Annotated in this window: 18 protein-coding genes, 1 tRNA gene and 1 pseudogene; 12 read left to right on the top strand and 8 right to left on the bottom strand. The window is 62.3% G+C overall.

Translation table 11 applies throughout. From position 1 onward, the window contains the following. Positions 1-351 (top strand): NAD-dependent epimerase/dehydratase family protein (locus ABIB73_RS35120; protein ID WP_354231779.1); only part of this gene is annotated, 351 nt, incomplete at its 5' end. Between the two features lie 245 nt (positions 352-596). Here the strand turns inward: ABIB73_RS35120 and ABIB73_RS35115 are convergent. The 3 genes and pseudogenes from ABIB73_RS35115 to ABIB73_RS35105 all read right to left on the bottom strand — a co-directional run. Next, on the bottom strand, positions 597-1733 hold the full coding sequence (locus tag ABIB73_RS35115) for a hypothetical protein (protein ID WP_354231777.1): 1137 nt from the start codon (positions 1731-1733) through the stop codon (positions 597-599). Positions 1734-1946: 213 nt separating this feature from the next. After that, entirely contained in the window at positions 1947-2921 is a 975-nt protein-coding gene (locus tag ABIB73_RS35110; RefSeq protein WP_354231775.1) for a hypothetical protein, read from the bottom strand. 277 nt (positions 2922-3198) lie between these two features. Next, positions 3199-3354, bottom strand: a pseudogene (locus ABIB73_RS35105) (phenylacetate--CoA ligase family protein); the annotation flags it as partial. A gap of 233 nt (positions 3355-3587) precedes the next feature. Between ABIB73_RS35105 and ABIB73_RS35100 the strand changes: the two are divergent. The 5 genes from ABIB73_RS35100 (at position 3588) to ABIB73_RS35080 (ending at position 7983) form a co-directional block, all read left to right on the top strand. Then, complete coding sequence (locus ABIB73_RS35100) at positions 3588-4793, top strand: MFS transporter (RefSeq protein ID WP_354231773.1); 1206 nt, start codon at positions 3588-3590, stop codon at positions 4791-4793. Positions 4794-4986: 193 nt separating this feature from the next. Continuing rightward, positions 4987-6216 (top strand): CaiB/BaiF CoA transferase family protein, encoded by a 1230-nt coding sequence (locus tag ABIB73_RS35095; RefSeq protein WP_354231771.1) that lies wholly within the window; start codon positions 4987-4989, stop codon positions 6214-6216. 75 nt (positions 6217-6291) lie between these two features. Next, positions 6292-7170, top strand: a complete 879-nt coding sequence (locus ABIB73_RS35090) for a beta-keto acid cleavage family enzyme (protein ID WP_354231769.1) — start codon at positions 6292-6294, stop codon at positions 7168-7170. A gap of 106 nt (positions 7171-7276) precedes the next feature. Next, complete coding sequence (locus ABIB73_RS35085) at positions 7277-7492, top strand: hypothetical protein (protein ID WP_354231767.1); 216 nt, start codon at positions 7277-7279, stop codon at positions 7490-7492. 98 nt (positions 7493-7590) lie between these two features. Continuing rightward, positions 7591-7983: a RidA family protein gene (locus tag ABIB73_RS35080; protein ID WP_354231765.1), complete on the top strand. Its 393-nt coding sequence runs from the start codon at positions 7591-7593 to the stop codon at positions 7981-7983. Positions 7984-7994: 11 nt separating this feature from the next. Here ABIB73_RS35080 and ABIB73_RS35075 read toward each other — a convergent pair whose 3' ends face one another. After that, complete coding sequence (locus ABIB73_RS35075) at positions 7995-8666, bottom strand: TetR/AcrR family transcriptional regulator (protein ID WP_354231763.1); 672 nt, start codon at positions 8664-8666, stop codon at positions 7995-7997. Positions 8667-8885: 219 nt separating this feature from the next. Here ABIB73_RS35075 and ABIB73_RS35070 point away from each other — a divergent pair, with 219 nt between their 5' ends. Beyond that, positions 8886-10121 carry an acyl-CoA dehydrogenase family protein gene (locus ABIB73_RS35070; protein WP_354231761.1) on the top strand — a complete coding sequence of 412 codons (1236 nt, stop codon included), beginning with the start codon at positions 8886-8888 and terminating at the stop codon, positions 10119-10121. A 146-nt stretch (positions 10122-10267) separates the two neighbouring features. Then, positions 10268-11326: a phosphotransferase family protein gene (locus ABIB73_RS35065; RefSeq protein WP_354231759.1), complete on the top strand. Its 1059-nt coding sequence runs from the start codon at positions 10268-10270 to the stop codon at positions 11324-11326. A gap of 103 nt (positions 11327-11429) precedes the next feature. On the opposite strand, the gene ABIB73_RS35060 is transcribed toward ABIB73_RS35065, so the two are convergent. Further along, a complete protein-coding gene (locus ABIB73_RS35060) occupies positions 11430-11732 on the bottom strand; it encodes a GIY-YIG nuclease family protein (protein WP_354231757.1) in 303 nt (100 codons plus the stop codon). A gap of 247 nt (positions 11733-11979) precedes the next feature. Continuing rightward, on the bottom strand, positions 11980-13167 hold the full coding sequence (gene argE, locus ABIB73_RS35055) for an acetylornithine deacetylase (RefSeq protein ID WP_354231755.1): 1188 nt from the start codon (positions 13165-13167) through the stop codon (positions 11980-11982). A gap of 43 nt (positions 13168-13210) precedes the next feature. On the opposite strand from argE, the gene ABIB73_RS35050 reads away from it, so the two are divergent. After that, entirely contained in the window at positions 13211-13678 is a 468-nt protein-coding gene (locus ABIB73_RS35050; protein ID WP_354231753.1) for a hypothetical protein, read from the top strand. A gap of 500 nt (positions 13679-14178) precedes the next feature. On the opposite strand, the gene ABIB73_RS35045 is transcribed toward ABIB73_RS35050, so the two are convergent. Next, on the bottom strand, positions 14179-14964 hold the full coding sequence (locus ABIB73_RS35045; protein WP_354231751.1) for an SDR family NAD(P)-dependent oxidoreductase: 786 nt from the start codon (positions 14962-14964) through the stop codon (positions 14179-14181). A gap of 134 nt (positions 14965-15098) precedes the next feature. Between ABIB73_RS35045 and ABIB73_RS35040 the strand changes: the two genes are divergently transcribed. Both ABIB73_RS35040 and ABIB73_RS35035 read left to right on the top strand, forming a co-directional pair. Further along, complete coding sequence (locus tag ABIB73_RS35040) at positions 15099-15797, top strand: histidine phosphatase family protein (RefSeq protein ID WP_354231749.1); 699 nt, start codon at positions 15099-15101, stop codon at positions 15795-15797. Positions 15798-15866: 69 nt separating this feature from the next. Beyond that, positions 15867-16634 (top strand): SDR family NAD(P)-dependent oxidoreductase, encoded by a 768-nt coding sequence (locus ABIB73_RS35035; protein ID WP_045008231.1) that lies wholly within the window; start codon positions 15867-15869, stop codon positions 16632-16634. Between the two features lie 138 nt (positions 16635-16772). Here the strand turns inward: ABIB73_RS35035 and ABIB73_RS35030 are convergent, their stop codons facing one another. Further along, positions 16773-17993 carry a serine hydrolase domain-containing protein gene (locus ABIB73_RS35030; RefSeq protein ID WP_354231747.1) on the bottom strand — a complete coding sequence of 407 codons (1221 nt, stop codon included), beginning with the start codon at positions 17991-17993 and terminating at the stop codon, positions 16773-16775. Between the two features lie 163 nt (positions 17994-18156). Here ABIB73_RS35030 and ABIB73_RS35025 point away from each other — a divergent pair. Beyond that, a tRNA-Trp gene (locus ABIB73_RS35025) sits at positions 18157-18232 on the top strand. Positions 18233-18382: the final 150 nt, after the last annotated feature.

The raw sequence follows: 18382 nt of genomic DNA, 5'->3' as shown, positions 1-18382 counted from the left end.
GTGGTCTGGGGCACCGGCACGCCGCGGCGCGAGTTCCTCTATGTCGACGACATGGCGGACGCCTGCGTGCACCTGATGAAGACCTATTCACAAGCCGAGCTGATCAACATCGGCACCGGTGAGGACATCACCATCGCCGAGTTCGCCCGGGTGGTCGCCGAGATCGTCGGCTACCGCGGCGAGATCACCTTCGACACCGCGCGTCCCGACGGCACGCCGCGTAAACTGCTGGACGTCGGCCGCCTGACAAAACTCGGCTGGCGCGCCACGACCTCGCTCGAGGATGGCCTGGTGCGTGCATATCGTGCATATGAGGCGTATCTGGCCAAGGCGCTGGTGGCTACGCAGTAATCCGGCTAGGTCGAGTCGCGTCTCTCGATCAGCGGGAGATAGGGGCGCCGCATTGACAACGCTGGCCCTGTTGGTCTCGCTCGCGGTTTGCAAACTAGGCTATCGCTGGCTCGAAGGCCCGCTGATCCGGTATGGGCACGAGCGGTTCGATTTTGATCAATCTTGGAGCGAGTCTCGTTCAGGAGACTCAATCTGCGCGTGGAGCAGTAAAGCGCGCCCGACTTCGGTGGAAGCGCGCTCAAGCGTTATACGCGCTCAAATAGCGAACGAGGCGTAATATACCAGAGTAGAAAAAGGAGCGCGGCACCATTCGTCACAAACGAAATCGTTAGTGGAACGTTGAGGAATGTCTGCGCGAGAACGCCAGCAGACAGGAGTACGAATCTCGATGGTAGTCCCGAGGACAGGCAATTGCCGAGCGAAATGATCAATCCGCAAGCAAGGGCAGCAACTGGTGCCATATTCATTCCGACTGACGCGATGCCTTCGGTCGCGAACAGTGAGGCATTAAAGTTTCCAACCTGATAGGCGTCTTGCATCACGATTGCCAACGGCTCCCGGTAGGGGCAACTGACGAGCGACTTTACGAGATTGATCTGGCAAAAGTAGGTCAGTTCGTGCGTTGTGAAAAAGTCGTTATAGTAATCAAGTGCGCTCGATGGAAGGGCGATCATCCTGAAGTTGACCAAGCCGAAATATGAGATGAACTGCTGATAAGTGATCGCATTGGTTTCAAAAAGCCTTGCCAAAATCACCCCCAGCAGAATCGGCAGGAGGAGCGACAGCGCCACGGTTGTCCTGGCCTCAAGGAAAAGGGAGACCGAGCCCAGGAATAACAACCAGACCGGCGCGAACAGTGCAAGCTTGCTGAGTGTGATCGGATAAAACAGCAGCAAGAGCAGCAACGTCGATGTAGCTCGCCACCAGCTTTTTTGCGCAACAAAGCATGCAAATGCAAATGGCAGCAGTACATTCGACGTGATGCCCATTGCGTATTGTAGCAAGCCCGGAAACTGGAGTTCATTGCGAAGGCTGTAGATCTCCGAGATCCCGACCAACCTTAGGTTGAAGAGCGCGCCGCAGACGACAATGATCGCGCTGAGGACAAATATGGACGTCAACAACTTGCCAAACGTGTCTGGTGAGATCGCCAGTCTCGGCTTTATGGGTGCTGTAATGAATAGTGCAGGTACGAGGAATGCGAGCGCCGAAGTAAAGGACGATGCATATGCCAAGGCATGATCATAAGGGAATGTCGATAGTTGGATCAGCCACAGATAGCCCAGAATGATCGTGTAGAAGTAGAATCCAAGGAAGTAGCCGAAGCTGAATTGACTTAGGCTGAAGAGAATTGAGATCAGCGCAAAAGGAGTGATGCTCAAGGCGGTCGCGTATAGTGCGTCTGCATTGCTTCCTGTTCGCAGTATTGATTGGTAAAATTGCGTGACATAGGCAAGTGACGCGCAACAGAGCACGATGTGAACCAAGATGAGTAAGCTCGGCCCGAACCTGTAAGCCCGCGAAGCGGGCGATCCAATCCGAGTTTGATCTGAAATTGTTGTCATGGAGGCTGCGCGAGCTTGCGCGCCCATTCTTCAGGTCTGTGTCACAACGAAGTTGTGCAAAACGGCAGCAGCTGCAAACGCTGCTAAAACTGAGGCGACGGCCGCAATGAACAGAAATCCCAGTCGCCGCGATCCTGCCGTTGTGGCCATCGATTCCGGGGCAAGAGTGACGCGTGTTTCGGTGACGGATCGTGCCGCGAGTTGCGCCCTCGCGAGCTCGCTTTTGCGCGCCTCATGTAGTACGCGCGCCGCCATAAGCTCCCGGGCGAGTTCGGTTCGCTCGATTGTCAGGTTACCCAGTAGATTCAGTTGCGCCGAGATGAGCTCCCGTGGTCCGTGAAGTTGGGTGTTGTCGTCCGCAAAAGCGGGGTCCGATTGCTGACTGGCGTGCCGCTGCAACTGCTGGCTGGCCAAATCCTCCCGTTGGGCACGGAGGGAGACGCGAAACTCATCGGACAATGCCTTTAATTCGTCGATTGCCTTCTGATCATCAGTGATCTGTTGGGCGAGTTCGTCGGCCGATTGCTTGGCCAGCACGGTACGTGCAGCGCCGGCCTCGCGAAGGAAGTTACTTCGCCACTTCTGGTCCTCAATGATTCGATCAAGGACCTTCTGCTGAAATTCCTTGGCGTCAGCCTCGGCGCTCGGATCAGTGACGCTCTGTAAGGCCACGGTGCGTCCGATGCTCTCTGCCGTGGAGTTCTGCAGGGCGCCCAAAGTCGCTGCCGGCACGTCCTTCTTAGCCATCTCCGACAAGACGGCTGGGGCATAGACAGCCGGTATTCGTTTGGCCACCAGTTCCGGTGTATCCACCAACTCGTCTTTTCCGTAGACGGAGACAAACCCGACATCGATCGCCGACCGAATCGTAGTCCGTGGCTTGACGAACACGAAAATTGAGACCGCCAACAGAAGAAACGTCAGCCCCGCGATCGAGAGCAGCACCCAACGAAACGACGAGAGCGTCTGTATAGCTCCAGAAGCGGTTGTTCTCTCCGTCATCATTCTGCAACCGGTTCCCGATTGGCTTGATCAAACTCTGACACGATCAAAGTTAGGAGAAACAGCGAGCCGCGTCTATCTAAGATAGCAGTTGATCCGGAGACGTCCTTGTGAAGTTCGAGGTCCGCGCTAGCGGGTTTCCAAGCCGATAGAAAATCTCGCCGGCCGCCGATAGCGCCCGACCAAGTCCCATCCTCAAGCGCGACAGCCGTCAGGCTGATGGCTCTTGGGTCATTGTGATTTTGCATTCAGACGTGGGCAGATGTGTGGCCCTAACCGGGCGCTGGCCGATCTCCGCGATCTGCTCGGGGCGGGCGAACATGCCCTTGACCTCGGTGGTCTGGTCGGCGCGGCCCATCCAACCCTTGATGCGCGTGTTGGTGCGCCCGCGGGGGCTCGGGCCCCGCAGCGCCGCGGTGAGGTCGCCAAGCGCCAAAAGCGCTCCTGAAGCAATTGACCTCAAAGGACAGCATCCCTTCGCGCCGCCGAACGCATTGAAGCCAGATTGAGCGAGGGAATCCATGGGGCATATGAGGTCGTTGCCGCAATTTTCGCCCTGCGGCCAGCGCTGCGACGTCATTCGGAACCGGCATGTCTCCGTGACCCCATCTCCGGCTAAGACAGATCGCACAGGCGCGATCCGCGCCTGCCGGGCAGGCGACGATTGGAATGCGGTTCTTGAAATCTGACAGCAGGCTCATCGGGGTCTTGCTGGTGCTCGCGATCACCCAACTCATCGGATGGGGTACGATCGGCCTTCCGGCCGTCATCGGCCGCGACCTTGCGGCCGATCTCGGCCTCAGCCTGCCGGCGGTGTTCGCGGGCAGTTCGGTTCTCTATGTCACCATGGGGCTGTGCGCGCCCTGGCTCGCCAAGGCCTTTGCGCGGCACGGTGCGCGCAAGGTGATGATGGTGGGCACGGTTGTTGCCGTGCCGGGATACGTCGTTCTGTATTTTGCGCGCGAGCCGATGCTCTATTTCGCCGCCTGGGTCATTCTCGGCATCGGTGGCAGCGCCACACTGTCGACCGGCGCCTATATCATGCTCAACGAGATTGCCGGGCGGCAGGCCAAGAATGCCATCGGTGCGCTGATGCTCGTGACGGGTCTCTCCAGCAGCATCTTCTGGCCGACCACCTCGTTTCTCAGCGGCCATTTCGGCTGGCGCGGGACCTGCCTCGTCTACGCGGCGCTGCTGATTCTGGTCTCGCTGCCGCTCTATGCATTTGGCGCGCCGCGCCGGAGCGTGGTGAAGGAGCAAGGCGTCACGGCAGCAAAGCGTTCCGATGCGCCTGCGATTCCAAGGAGCACGTTCAACCTCGTTGTCTGTGCGATCACGCTCAATGCTTTCGTCAATTTCGGCCTGGGCGCCGTCCTGATCGAACTGTTGCGGGCAGAGGGGCTGGCACCAGCGCAGGCACTTGCCTTCGGCTCGATGCTGGGCGTGATCCAGGTCAGCGCCCGCGGGCTCGACTTCCTCGGTGGCGCGCGCTGGGACGGGATCACGACCGGGCTTGTCGCAGGCACGGCGCTTCCCGTGGCCATGCTACTGCTGATGATAAGCGAGGGGTCGACCTGGGCGGTCGCGATCTTCATCCTGCTCTATGGCGCCGGCAGCGGCGCGATGGCGGTGGCGCGGGCGACCATCCCGCTCGTGTTCTACGACCAGGCCGAGTTCGCCAAGGCGATGTCGATGATCGCGCTGCCGCTCAATCTGGCGTCCGCGATCTCTCCGCCGCTCCTCGCCGGCCTGCTCACCCAGTTCGGCAGCCGCGGTGCATTGGGTCTCACTCTGGTGTTTTCCTGCGCAACGGTGCTGATCCTCGTCCTGCTCGGCCGCCGTAGACCACAGGTCGCTGCGGCCGTCGTAACCTGAGCCCAGAACGGTAATATTCGCGGCGCGGAAATTCGCCGCTGCGGGTCAATCCTGCTGCTGGCCGGGGGATGGCCGTATGCCCAGAGTGCAGTGCTCAGAGCCCGAAAATGGTGTATCGCCAGAGAGCGCGGCCAAGGCTGAAGCTTAAGGCGCTAGCCGCCGCGCCAAGATCAGTTCCCCGGAGGAAATCGACATGTCGGCCTTGCCGCTCTCAGGCATCAAGATCCTTGATCTCACCCGTGTCCTTGCCGGGCCGTTGTCGGCCCAGATGCTGGGCGACCTTGGCGCGGAGGTGATCAAGATCGAGCGGCCGGGCGCCGGCGACGACGCGCGCGCCTTCGGCCCGCCTTATCTGACCGACCCCGAGGGCAAGGCGAACAACAACAACTCGTTTTATCTCTGCGCCAACCGCAACAAGAAGTCGGTCACCGTCAATATCGCCAAGCCCGAGGGGCAGGCGATCATCCGCGAACTCGCCAAGGACGTCGACGTCTTCATGGAGAACTACAAGGTCGGCGATCTCAAGCGCTACGGCCTGGACTACGAGACGATCAAGGCGATCAATCCCGGCATCATCTATTGCTCGGTGACCGGCTTCGGCCAGACCGGCCCCTACGCGCCGCGCGCCGGCTACGACGCGATCCTGCAGGCGATGGGCGGCCTGATGAGCGTCACCGGCCATATGGACGGCGAGCCGGGCGAAGGCCCGATGAAGGTCGGTCCCTCGATCGTCGACTACATGACCGGCATGAATACCTCGATCGGGATTCTCTCGGCACTCTACCATCGCGATGCCAATGATGGCGTAGGACAGCACCTCGACATCTGTCTGCTCGACACCGTGATCGCCTCGCTCAGCCACTGGCTCCAGATCTACCTTGTCAACGGCAAAACCCCGCCGCGGCGCGGCACCTGGGGTAATGGCGGCATGCCGGCCGGCGTGTTCCGCTGCACCGACGGCGAATTGATGCTGGTGGTCGGCAATGACGGCCAGTTCCAGCGCACCTGTGCCGTGCTCGGCGAGGCCGGGCTCGCGAACAACCCGAAATTCCTCAAGAACAACGACCGCGTCGTGCACGGCAAGGAGATCATGGCGATCTTCGCCGCCCTGTTCCTGAAGAAGCCGGTGGCCTACTGGCTGGAAAAGCTGGAGGAGGCCGGCGTGCCGTCGGGTCCCATCAACGATTTCTCGCAGGTGTTCAGCGATCCCCACGTCCAGTCGCGCGGCATGCGGGTGAAGACCGAGCACAAGTTCGAGCCCGAGCTATCGCTGATCCGCAACGCGCTGACGTTCTCGGAGACTCCGATCGAGACCTACCGTGCCCCGCCGCTGTTGGGCGAGCACACCCAGGAGGTGCTCGGCGGCAAACTCGGCTACGATGCTGGCAAGATCGAGACGCTGAAGAAGCAGGGTATCATCTGATCTTTCTTCCCTCCCGCAAGGGGGGAAGGAGGGACGGCGCTCGTGTTGATTTAGACGGATAAAGGGCTGCATCGCATGACCACCGGCAAGACCATCATCACCTGCGCCATCACCGGCAACCTGACGAAGCCCGAGCAGTCGCCACATCTGCCGATCACGCCGGAGCAGATCGCGACATCGGCGCTGGAAGCCGCTGACGCAGGAGCCGCCATCGCCCACATCCATGTGCGCGATCCCGCGACAGGGCGGCCCTCGATGTCGATCGACCTCTACCGCGAGGTGGTGGAGTTGATCCGCGCCCGCAACAAGAGCCTCGTCATCAACCTGACCACCGGTCCGGGTGGGCGTTTCGTGCCCTCGGTCGAGGATCCCCGTGTCGCCGGGCCCGGCACCACGCTGCTCCAGCCCGAAAAGCGCGTCGAGCATATCGAGCTTTTGAAGCCCGACATCTGCACGCTCGATCTCAACACCATGAATTCCGGCGGCGAGGTCGTGATCAACACGCCGCGCAATGTCCGCGTCATGGCCGAGCGGATGAAGGCAGCCGGTGTGCTGCCGGAGATCGAGCTGTTCGATTCCGGCGACTGCCACCTGGCGCGCGACTTGTTCGCCGATGGTACGCTGAAGGGTCCGGGCCTGTTTTCGCTCGTGCTCGGCGTGAAGTACGGTTTCTCCGCCACACCGGAGACCATGTTCTACGCCCGCAGCCTGTTGCCGCCGGGCGCGATCTGGTCCGGCTTCGGCATCGGCCGTGCCGAGTTCCCGATGGTGGCGCAGGCCTGGTTGCTCGGCGGCCACGTCCGCGTCGGCATGGAGGACAATCTCTATATGTCGAAGGGCGTGCTGGCGAAGACCAATGCCGAGCTGGTCGCGCATGCCGCGGGTATCCTCAAAAGCCTCGGTGCGTCGGTTGCGACCGCGAGCGAGGCGCGCACGATGCTCGGACTTGCCTGAGGCTTGCGCGCAATCCCCAGATAAACCGGGTCCGTACTTACACAGGCTTCCGCTTCGGCCGCGACTCAGATTCGATCTCTCCACTTAAGTTCGGGGAGGGAAGCGAATGTCCTATACGATCGGGTTCCAGGCCAGGAACCAGAAGGCAATTCTGGCGACCGAGGCGGCCACGGCCAACCAAGCCGTCGCCATCATTGCCGCGCTGCGGCAAAGCGCCGAAGAGATCAAATTCATCCGCTCGCCGCAGGAAGGCGAGATGGGCATCGAGATGCTGCTGCTGCTCGCCAAGGAAGAGGCCGAGGAGATGCAGCAGCGGGCGTAACCCGCCGAGACGACCACACTTCGATCGGAAGCGAAACATGCCGGCTGCAAGATCATGTAGTCAGGCGCCAGTCTCGCTTGAACCGAAGGTGGCCGCCCATGAAACGCCAAGCGCTGCGCGTCGAGCCGATCTCGACATTTCTGGACCGCTGGAAGGCGCCGACCTCGCCGGTGACGCGCGCCGGCAACATGATCTTCGTCGCCGGGCTGCCGCCATTTGACCCCGGCACGGGCGAGATCGCCGAGGTGCCGATCGAGCGGCAGAGCGAGCTCATCATGGAGCAGATGAAGCTCTGCCTTGAGGCGGCGGGCGCGAGCCTCGACAACGTCATGAAGTGCAACGTCTACTGCACCTCCGTAAAGCATTTCGCCGCTTTCAACGCGGTCTATGCCCGCTACTTCCCGATTGATCCGCCGGCGCGGATCTTCGTCTGCACGCCGGAATGGTTCGGCCCCTTCGACGTCGAGATCGACTGCATCGCGATGATGTGAGCGGCGTTAGTCTAGCGCGCGTCTCTCGCCAGCGCGCGCGCGGGCGCCATCGCCTCGACCTTTCCCGCCGTCAGCGCCATCGTCGCCACGCTGACGACGCGCGCGACCACGTCCTCGACGTCGTCGAGGTCGCATTTGCCTTCCGACAGTTTCGTCAGCCGCTCGCTCTCGCGGATGGTGTGGTGCGCCATCGCGAGCGCGAAATTCAGGCCCCAGTAGATCTCGACGTCGCTGCGGTCGGGCAGGGAGCGGCGCATGGCGCCTGCGAATTTCCGCAAATGGTCGATCTCGCGGTTCTTGATGCGGCGGATCGGCGGCACGGATTCGATCGAGGCGCGGATCATGAAGCGCGCCGCGGTGGAGCGCTGGTTCTCCGGACCGAGGCAGCCGCGCAAGGTCGGGCCGACCAGCGCGCGCAAGATCACCTCGATTGGCGCGCGGCCGCCGCCTTGCACCTCGGCCGCCTTCAATTCGTGCAGCCGTTCGCGGTTGGTCGCAATCGAGCGGGTGACGAACAGCTCCGCGATCAACTCGTCCTTCGAGCCGAAATGATAGTTCACCGCGGCCAGATTGACATTGGCCTCCGCGACGATGTCGCGCAGCGTGACGTCGCCAAAGCCGCGATCGGCGTAGAGCCGTTCGGCTGCGGCGAGAATGGCAGACCTCGTATGATCGCTGGCCATGGGTGCCCTCAGGGGAGGGAGTTGCAATTCAAACAGTTGTATGAAACTATCGTTTGAAGGCCGGGAAAAGTCAATCCGCATGATGGAATTGCGCCACTAGCCACGGCGAGGGTTCCACACCGCACCAGCAAGCAGCCCGAATGGCGCTTGCGGGCTACGCGCGGCGGGAGGACAGTCCGGCGCAAAACAGGTTCGCAAAGAGAGACCGAGGAGCGTCCCATGGATTTCGATCTGTCGCCCAAGCAGAAGGAATGGCTCGACCGCGTGCAGTCCTTCATGACCAAGCACGTGCGCCCGGCGGTGCCGATCTACAACGAACAGGATCACAGCGGCGAGCGCTGGAAGGTGATCCCGGTCCTGGAAGACCTCAAGAAGAAGGCGAAGGCCGAAGGCCTCTGGAACATGTTCATGCCGCCGAACGAGCATGAGGACGACGAGTTCCGCGGCGCGGGATTGTCCAATCTCGAATACGCGCTGCTCTCGGAGCAGATGGGTCACATTTCCTGGGCCTCGGAAGTGTTCAACTGTTCCGCGCCCGACACCGGCAACATGGAAGTGTTCATGCGCTACGGCTCCAAGGAGCAGAAGCGCAAATGGCTGCGTCCGCTGATGGACGGCGAGATCCGCTCGGCCTTCCTGATGACGGAACCGGCGGTGGCGTCGTCCGATGCCACCAACATCGAGACCCGCATCGAGAAGGACGGCGATCATTACGTCATCAACGGCCGCAAATGGTGGTCGTCCGGCGTCGGTGATCCCCGCTGCAAGATCGCGATCCTGATGGGCAAGACCGATTTCAAGGCGGCCAAGCATCAGCAGCAGTCGCAGATCCTGGTTCCGCTCGACACCCCCGGCATCAAGGTCGAGAAGATGCTCCCCGTGTTCGGCTTCGACGACGCGCCGCACGGCCATGCCCAGGTGCTGCTCGAGAACGTGCGCGTGCCGAAGGAAAACATCCTGCTCGGTGAGGGCCGCGGCTTCGAGATCGCGCAGGGCCGCCTTGGTCCCGGCCGCATCCATCACTGCATGCGCACCATCGGCAAGGCCGAGGAAGCGCTGGAGAAGATGGTGAAGCGTCTGATGTCGCGCACCGCCTTCGGCAAGAAGATCGTCGAGCATTCGGTGTGGGAGCAGCGCATTGGCGAGGCCCGCACCAACATCGAGATGACGCGTCTGCTCTGCCTCAAGGCCGCCGACATGATGGACAAGGTCGGCAACAAGACCGCGCAGGCCGAGATCGCCATGATCAAGGTCGCTGCGCCCAACATGGCGCTGAAGATCATCGACGAGGCGATCCAGGCCTTCGGCGGCGCCGGTGTCTCCGACGAGGCGGGTCTGGCGAAGGACTACGCGGGCATCCGCACGCTGCGGCTCGCCGACGGTCCGGACGAGGTGCACAATCGCGCCATTGCCAGGCTTGAAGTTCGGAAGTATGCAAATTCTCCCAATCATTAAGAGGGAGAGCAGGCTCGCGCTCCCGACTTAAGAAACGGCAGGGCATGATCCGTGATCGGGCGACCTCTTGACGCAAGTGCGTCAGCGGTTACCGATTAGGATCATGCCTGACCTGAAAAGGTTTGGACTGAAGAGGGAGCGTCACCGTGGCTGACGGCGTCAGGAAAGACGAAGAGTTCTCGGGCACCAAGCCGGTCGAGGAGCGTCATCGTATCGACGAGATGCGGCTCGAAGCCTGGATGCGCGACAACATCGAAGGCTATGAGGGCCCGCTGGTGGTCCTTCAGTTCAAGGGCGGCCAGTCCAATCCGACCTATCGGCTGAACACGCCGAACCGCTCCTACGTGATGCGCAGAAAGCCGTTCGGCAAGTTGCTGCCGTCGGCGCATGCGGTCGATCGCGAATATCGCGTGATCGCAGCGCTGGGAAAGCAGGGTTTTCCGGTCGCGCACGCCTATGCGCTGTGCCAGGACGACAGCGTCATTGGTGCAGCCTTCTACATCATGTCGATGGAGGAGGGCCGGGTGTTCTGGGATCCGTCGCTGCCGAGCCAGACGCCGGAGGATCGCCGTAAAATCTTCACCAGCAAGATCGAGACGCTGGCCAAGCTGCACATGTTCGATCCCACAGCGATTGGCCTCGCCGACTTCGGCAAGCCCGGCAATTATTTCGCGCGCCAGATCGACCGCTGGACCAAGCAGTATCGGGCCTCCGAGACCCAGAACATTCCAGAGTTCGAGAAGGTCGCCGAATGGTTGCCGAAGACCGTGCCCGAGCAGGCGCGCGTCTCGATCGTCCACGGCGACTATCGCCTCGACAACATGATTTTCCACGCGACGGAACCGCGTGTACAGGCCGTGCTGGACTGGGAGTTGTCGACGCTCGGCGATCCCATGGCCGACTTCACCTATCTGTTGATGCAGTGGATCATGCCGGGATTGCAGGGCGTCGATCTCAAGGCGCTGAACATCCCCAGCGTCGAAGAAGCCGCGCAGATCTATTGCAACGTCACCGGGGTGAGCGTGCCGGATCTCAACTGGTACTTCTCCTATAATCTCTTCCGCCTCGCGGGCATCACGCAGGGTATCGCCGGCCGTATCCGCGATGGCACCGCGGCGAACGCCAAGGCGCTCGAATCCGCCAAGCGTACCGTGCCGCTGTCGAAGGCATCGTGGGAATACGCGCAGAAGGCTGGCGCGGTTTAGGGATTACGAAGGCGCGGCTGATGGCCGCGCCTTTTTGTTGCGCTCCTCTCGTGTCCCGGAGGCGGTGCAGCACGAAGTGCTGCTCCGCAGAGCCGGGACCCAATCATGTCGCCAAAGTATTCAGCTCATCCGTCTGATCGCGCCAATCCGGATTGAGTCCTTCAATCAGCTTGAGTTTCCACGCGCGCCGCCAACGCTTCAGCGAATGTCCGCGCGCCCGAGCTTCGAGCACTGCATCGAAGGATTCGAAATAGACGAGCAGGCTCACGCCGTACTGCCGCGTGAAACCTGGGATGAGTTTGGCCTTGTGCTCGGTCATTCTGCGAGCGAGGTCGTTGGTGACCCCGACGTAAAGGGTACCGTTTCGTTTGCTCGCGAGGATGTACACGAAGAAGGACATGTCCATGCGGCCGGCGTCCGATAATGACGCGACTTAAGATTGCATGTTGAGGCGCCATCGCCAAAGGCCCCTGGGTCCCGGCTCTGCGGCTCGTCACTTCGTGCCGCACCGCGTCCGGGACACGAGATCGGATTTCCGCTTCTACGATTTCGCCTCCCGGGGGGCGATCAGCAGCCATATCTCGTGTCCCGGACGCGGCGCAGCACATAGTGCTGCTCCGCAGAGCCGGGACCCAGTTAGCTGCAGACACCGATTATGACGCCGCGCAATGCGCAATCAGCTTCTCCACGAACCCTGCGCATTTCTCCAGCTCCGCCATCTCCACAAATTCATCCGGCGTATGCGCCTGCGCGATCGCGCCGGGGCCGATCACCACCGACGGGATGTCCGCCATGCTGGCGAACAGGCTCGCCTCGGTGCCGAAGGCGACTTTGGCGTGGTCGTTACGGCCGGCGAGGCTTTTGGCCAGCGTGACGATCGCGGCATCGGCCCTGGTATCGAGGGCGGGATAGTCGAGGATCTCCTCGAAATCGATGCCGCACTCGGCGTGCTTCGCCTTCATCGCCGGTTCGAGCTCGGCCTTGGCCCAGGCCACGATCGCATCCGTCACCTCCCGCGACTCGGTGATGCCGATGCCGCGGCATTCGAAATCCACCGTGCAGTGATCGGGCACGATGTTGAGCGCCGCGCCGCCATGCACGATGCTGGTGAGCAGCGTCGAGTGCGGGATGTCGTAGAGGCTGTCCTTTGATCGCGCGGCCGCGAGCTTCACGGCGCGGCGGCGGATCTCGGTGATCAGCTCGGCCGCATATTCGATCGCATTGACGCCATCCGGCGCAATCGAGGAATGGCGGGCGAGCCCCTTGAACGTCGCGCGCACGCCGTGCTTGCCCTTGTGGCCGATGATGACCTTCATCTCGGTTGGTTCGCCGACGAAGCAGCCGAGCGGCTTGATCCATTTCTTGGCGACCTCGCGGAGCATCGGCCGCACGCCGACACAGCCGATCTCCTCGTCATAGGAAATCGCCAGATGAATCGGCGTGGTCAGCTTCGCCTCCAGCATCTCCGGCACCATGGCGAGACACACCGCGACAAAGCCCTTCATGTCGGTGGTGCCGCGGCCGTAGAGCCTGCCGTCGCGCTCGACCAGCTTGAACGGATCGTGGCTCCAGTCCTGTCCGGTCACCGGCACGACGTCGGTATGCCCGGACAGCACCAGACCGGGGCGATCTTCGGGGCCGATCGTGACCCAGAGCGAGGCCTTCTTGCCGGTCTCATCAAGGATGCGCTCGCCCTTGACGCCGAGGAAAGCGAGATAGCTCTCGATGTGGGCAATCAGAGGCAGGTTGGAGCGATCGCTGACAGTGTCAAAGCCAACGAGGTCGGCGAGGAGGTTGCGGATGCGGTCGAGTCTTGAGCTCGGAAGGATCGGGTTGGGCATTATCACGTTCTTGTCGGAGGAAGATCGAGGCTGAAGTGCCAGCATGAACCATACCAACGCGGCGGCCGATCGGGCAAATCATCATCGTCGGTCCATCCGGGCCACGAGTCCACAACTCCTTGCGTTGCCCGACGGGCAAAACACCCAAACTGCTGGTCAATCCGCATCGTCAAAAATATTCCACTTTACCGAAATTCGGAATTGCGTATATTTCGCCTCACTCCGGCCCAAGGAAGAGGGGCGTATCGCGATCGTCACGAACGCGGGCCGGGCGGCGGTGGACGTGGGTCACATCGGCGCGAAGGACTTCGCAGGGCAGGCGACTGTGAGCGGAGACCTCGCGCACACGACCGGTGTGATCGGCGTACGGCAAAATCGTGTGGTCCTGGCGCCCGGAGTCTGTGCGCCAAGTCTTGCGGTGATGTGGGTGGCCCAACCGGGCGCGCGCATCAGTCATCTGCAAGGCGACGGGGGCAATAGTGCATCGCTCCCCGGGGAGAGCGCGACATAAGCCGTTCCAACCATCCGCGCAGGGAAGGCCGGGATGCTCCGGTTGCCCTGTTTCCCGCTGTGCATTGTAGCGCAATCTGCTTCTGGCATAGCGGTCCATGGGAGCCAGCCGGCTCCTGGCCTTCCCTGCGCCCTCTTTCATGGGGGTGAGGCGACGACGCAAAGCTCGGGCGAAACATGCCGCGAGAGGGCGAAGGTGTGTCTGCAATTGAAAATGCGAGCTGCAGAAGCGACGTCGACGCTCCTTGCTCCGTCATTGCGAGCGCAGCGAAGCAATCCAGAATCCCTTCGCGGAGACGGTCTGGATTGCTTCGCTGCGCTCGCAATGACGATGTTGATGGAGGCGCGCGCTCTTTCTCCCCGCCGTCGTCCCGGCGAAGGCCGGGACCCATACCCACAGGGTGTAGTTTGGTGAAGATTGTTTGTTCGGTACTCCCGCCAACCGCGACCGATAGATTCCGCGGTATGGGTCCCGGCCTTCGCCGGGACGACACGCGCGTGCTAAACTGGCTTCCCCGCATACGGCATCGACGCCGTCAGCCCGCCGTCCACCGGGAAGGCCTGACCGTTCACATACGACGCCTCGTCGCTGGCCAGGAACAGTCCCATCGCCGCGAGCTCGTGCGGCTGGCCGGGGCGCTTCAGCGGATTGAGCTGGCCGATCTTGTCGGCGGTGCCGCGCTCCTTGGCACGATCGAAGATCGGCTTGGTCATGCCGGTCTCGATCAGGCCGGGGCAGACCGCGTTGATGCGGACACCGCTGCCGGTGAGCGAATAGGCTGTGGTCTGCACCAGGCTGATCACGCCGGCCTTGCTCGCAGCATAAGGATGTCCACTCGCGCCGGCTTTCAGGCCCGCGACAGAAGCCGTCAGCACGATCGCGCCGGACTGCTGCTTCACCATGTGCGGCATCGCATGCTTCACCGCGAGGAACGGCCCGATCAGGTTGATGCGCAGGATCTCCTGCCAATGCTCCACGGTCTGCTCGGCGAGCGGAACGAGCCCGCCGGAGATGCCGGCATTGGCCCAGATTACGTCGAGCCGGCCATGCGTTTTCACCGCCTTGTCGATGACGGCGATGACGTCCTGCTCGGAGCCGGCATCCGCGATCATCGCCTCCGCAACGCCGCCGGCCTTCTTCACCTCCTCGACCGTCTCCTTCACCGCTTCGGTGCGATCCACCGCGATCAGCTTGGCACCTTCCTTGGTGAACAGCAGCGCAGCGGCGCGGCCGATGCCGCTGCCGGCGCCGGTGATGATGACGGATTTGCCTTGCAGGCGGCCCATGCGTTTCTCCCTTTGGTGTGTTGCGCGACGCTTGCCGCGCAACGGAATTTCAAACAAGATTTCAAACGGTAAAGTGTCTTGAGACACGTTCGCTACTGACGTACAGCGACATCACACGGGATGGAAGGGTTTCGATGGCAGGCGCAGACAAGCCGAATGTGGTCACGACACGCTGGTGGTGGGTCCGTCACGCGCCGGTGCGCAATGACGGCGGCAACATCTACGGACAGTCCGATCTCGCCTGCGACACCAGCGACACCTACGTGTTCAATGCTGTTGCCAAGGTGCTGCCACGCAAGGCGGTGTGGTATTCGAGCAATCTGATGCGCACGCATCAGACCGCGGAAGCGATCTGGGCGGCTGGCTTTCCCCGGCCTGCGTCGATGAAGTGGGAGCCGGACCTCGCCGAGCAGAATCTCGGCCGCTGGCAGGGCATGAACCGCGCCGAGTTCATCGCGAGCCGCCCAGTGGGCTCGAGCTGGTTCGCCGATATCAACGAGCCCGCGCCCGGCGGCGAAAGTTTCATGGATCTGTACAACCGCACCCGCCGTACCATCGAGCGGATCAACATTGAGGCAGCAGGCCAGGACGTGATCGCGGTCGCCCATGGCGGCACCATCAAGGCTGCGCTGGGACTCGCGCTCGACGGCCAGGTGGAGAAGGCGCTGTCGTTCGACATCGACAATTGCTCGATCACGCGGCTCGATCATTTTGCCAGCCCCGAGCGCACGGTCTGGCGGCTGCCGATGGTGAACCAGCAGCCGTGGATCGCGGATGACGCGCATGCCGAGATGCATCAACTGTCGGGACCGGAAGTCAAGAAGCTCGCCTGAGCAATTGTCCGGTCGCACGATTGCGGCGTAAGCTTCAGGCCAATTCAAATCAAACTCTGGGAGAGAAACATGACCTTGTTCGACATGAAGGGCAAAGTTGCCGTCATCACCGGCTCGACGCGCGGCATCGGGCTTGCGATCGCCGAACGCATGGCCGAGCACGGCGCCAAGGTCGTGATTTCCTCGCGCAAGGCCGACGTCTGCGACCAGGTCGCGAAGGGGATCAACGACAAGTTCGGCAAGGGCACGGCGGTCGCGATCGCCGCGAACATCTCGTCCAAGGAAAATCTGCAAAACCTCATCGACGAGAGCAACCGCGCCTTCGGCAAGATCGACGTGCTGGTCTGCAACGCCGCCTCGAACCCGTATTACGGTCCGCTTGCCGGAATCTCCGACGATCAGTTCAGAAAGATTCTGGACAACAACATCGTCGCCAATAACTGGCTGATCTCGATGGTGGTGCCGCAGATGATCGAGCGCAAGGACGGCTCGATCATCATCGTCTCCTCGATCGGCGGACTGAAGGGCTCGACCATCCTCGGCGCCTACGCGATCTCGAAAGCCGCCGACATGCAGCTCGCACGCAACCTCGCCTGCGAATACGGCAAGGACAACATCCGCGTGAACTGCATCGCGCCCGGCCTGATCAAGACCGATTTCGCCAAGGCGCTGTGGGATAATCCAGAGAATTTGAAGGCCTCGACCGCGCGCTCGCCGCTCCTGCGCATCGGTATCCCCGACGAGATCGCGGGCGCCGCGGTGTTCCTGGGCTCGAAGGCCGGCGACTTCATGACCGGCCAGACCATGGTGATCGACGGCGGCGCGACGATTAGCTGACGGTCTCGTGTCCCGGACGCGGTGCGGCGCGAAGTGCCGCTCCGCAGAGCCGGGACCCAGAAGGCGGCAGAAACGAGATCGCTGAGGTGTGGGCCCCGGCTCTGCGCAGCAACGCTAAGCTAAGGGCGTTGCAGCGCGTCAATCCACCGCTGCGTACACGAGATCCCGCACCAGCGTCCGCGTGTAGTCGCGCTGCCCCGGGCCTTGGCTCATGAACACGACGAACAGATCCTCCTTTGGATCGATCCAGAAGAACGTCCCCGCAATACCGCTCCAGAAATACTGGCCGACGCTGCCGGGGAACGGCGCGATGCCGGCGTCGCGGCGCACGGCGAAGCCGAGACCAAAGCCGTGGCCGGGCGACAGAAGTGTGCCGTTGGTCTTCACCTCAGGCCCGAGGTGATCGGAGGCCATCAGCTCCAGCGTCTTGCGGCCAATGATCCTGTTGCCGTCGAGCGTGCCGCCATTGCGCAGCATCAGCGCGAAGCGGGCGTAGTCCATGGTGGTCGAAACAAGGCCGCCGCCGCCTGACTCCATCACCGGCTGCTCCAGCATGCTGAAGAGCGCGACCTTGTCGCCGGTCCAGGGATCGGCCGCGAAGGGCTCGGCGAGCCGGCCGGCGTTGGCCTCGGCTGTCGAGAAGCCGGTCTCGGCCATCTGGAGCGGGGCGAGGATGCGCTCCGAGAGGAAGCTGCCGAGCGACTTGCCGCTGACGACCTCGATGATGCGGCCGAGGATGTCGGTGGAGCGGCTGTAGTTGAACTCGTCGCCGGGGTGGCAGACGAGGGGGAAGCTCGCCACCAGTGCGGCGTGCTCGGCATTGGTGATCTTGCGGCTGCGCACCCGCGAATCCTGGTAGATCTTGTGCACGGGTCCGTCGCCCTGGTGCTCGTAGGTCAGGCCGGAGGTATGCCGGAGCAGGTCCTGCACCGTCATCGGCCGCCGGGCCGGAACCAGGTCCAGCTTGCCGCCGCTGACCACGCCGACCTTTTGGTCAGCAAACTCGGGAATGAATTTCGCCACGGGGTCGCTGAGCAGGAGGTGGCCGTCCTCGACCAGCGCCATGATGCCGACCGAGACGATCGGCTTGGTCATCGAGAAGATGCGGAAGATCGAATCATGCGCCATCGGCGCGGAGCCTGCCGGGCTTTGTTTGCCGATCGCCTCGAACCAGCCGACCTGGCCGCGGCGGGCCACCAGCACGGTGACGCCGGGAACGGTTCCCTTGTCGACCTCGCGCTTGAAGGCGTCCGACATCGCCTGGAGGCGGGGCCGGGACAGTTCCAACGTCTCGGGCTTGGCCTCGGGCAAAGGCGGGGTTTGCGGCGCGGTCGCGGTTTGAGGGGCGGTGGCGGTCATGTTCACTCCCGGAGGCACATTATTGTCGGCGACGAACTGTGGCCCAGAAGCCGCGGCACAAACAAGCGAAGCTAGCGCGCTTCACCCTTGCAATCCGGCCTTGCAATCCGGCCGCCCCCTGTGCTTGAAAGCGGCCCTGATCCTAAGGCGACGCGGGGTCCGTAGGAGTGTAGCTCAATTGGTAGAGCACCGGTCTCCAAAACCGGGGGTCGCAGGTTCGAGCCCTGCCACTCCTGCCAGCTAATCCCGACGCCTCAGATCCGAAACACCCGGGAGCTCGTGGCGCGGTTTATCAGGGGCAGGTAAGCCCTTGATCCGGATCAGGTCCGTAAGCCGCATTCGCGAGCTGGCCAGCCGGTCTGCACCTTGACCTTTGGCCGCATCCGCAG

This window comes from Bradyrhizobium sp. F1.4.3 (assembly GCF_040548375.1).
GTDB lineage: Bacteria > Pseudomonadota > Alphaproteobacteria > Rhizobiales > Xanthobacteraceae > Bradyrhizobium.
This window is presented reverse-complemented; position numbering and strand designations above follow the sequence as displayed.

Excerpts from the sequence above, each read along its gene's own strand:
- argE (WP_354231755.1), bottom strand. The coding sequence starts at position 13,167 with ATGCCCAACCCGATCCTTCCGAGCTCAAGACTCGACCGCATCCGCAAC.
- ABIB73_RS35040 (WP_354231749.1), top strand. The coding sequence starts at position 15,099 with ATGGCAGGCGCAGACAAGCCGAATGTGGTCACGACACGCTGGTGGTGG.
- ABIB73_RS35085 (WP_354231767.1), top strand. The coding sequence starts at position 7,277 with ATGTCCTATACGATCGGGTTCCAGGCCAGGAACCAGAAGGCAATTCTG.
- ABIB73_RS35045 (WP_354231751.1), bottom strand. The coding sequence starts at position 14,964 with ATGGGCCGCCTGCAAGGCAAATCCGTCATCATCACCGGCGCCGGCAGC.
- ABIB73_RS35090 (WP_354231769.1), top strand. The coding sequence starts at position 6,292 with ATGACCACCGGCAAGACCATCATCACCTGCGCCATCACCGGCAACCTG.
- ABIB73_RS35110 (WP_354231775.1), bottom strand. The coding sequence starts at position 2,921 with ATGATGACGGAGAGAACAACCGCTTCTGGAGCTATACAGACGCTCTCG.
- ABIB73_RS35060 (WP_354231757.1), bottom strand. The coding sequence starts at position 11,732 with ATGGACATGTCCTTCTTCGTGTACATCCTCGCGAGCAAACGAAACGGT.
- ABIB73_RS35035 (WP_045008231.1), top strand. The coding sequence starts at position 15,867 with ATGACCTTGTTCGACATGAAGGGCAAAGTTGCCGTCATCACCGGCTCG.
- ABIB73_RS35080 (WP_354231765.1), top strand. The coding sequence starts at position 7,591 with ATGAAACGCCAAGCGCTGCGCGTCGAGCCGATCTCGACATTTCTGGAC.
- ABIB73_RS35095 (WP_354231771.1), top strand. The coding sequence starts at position 4,987 with ATGTCGGCCTTGCCGCTCTCAGGCATCAAGATCCTTGATCTCACCCGT.
- ABIB73_RS35050 (WP_354231753.1), top strand. The coding sequence starts at position 13,211 with ATGAACCATACCAACGCGGCGGCCGATCGGGCAAATCATCATCGTCGG.
- ABIB73_RS35075 (WP_354231763.1), bottom strand. The coding sequence starts at position 8,666 with ATGGCCAGCGATCATACGAGGTCTGCCATTCTCGCCGCAGCCGAACGG.
- ABIB73_RS35070 (WP_354231761.1), top strand. The coding sequence starts at position 8,886 with ATGGATTTCGATCTGTCGCCCAAGCAGAAGGAATGGCTCGACCGCGTG.
- ABIB73_RS35100 (WP_354231773.1), top strand. The coding sequence starts at position 3,588 with ATGCGGTTCTTGAAATCTGACAGCAGGCTCATCGGGGTCTTGCTGGTG.
- ABIB73_RS35030 (WP_354231747.1), bottom strand. The coding sequence starts at position 17,993 with ATGACCGCCACCGCCCCTCAAACCGCGACCGCGCCGCAAACCCCGCCT.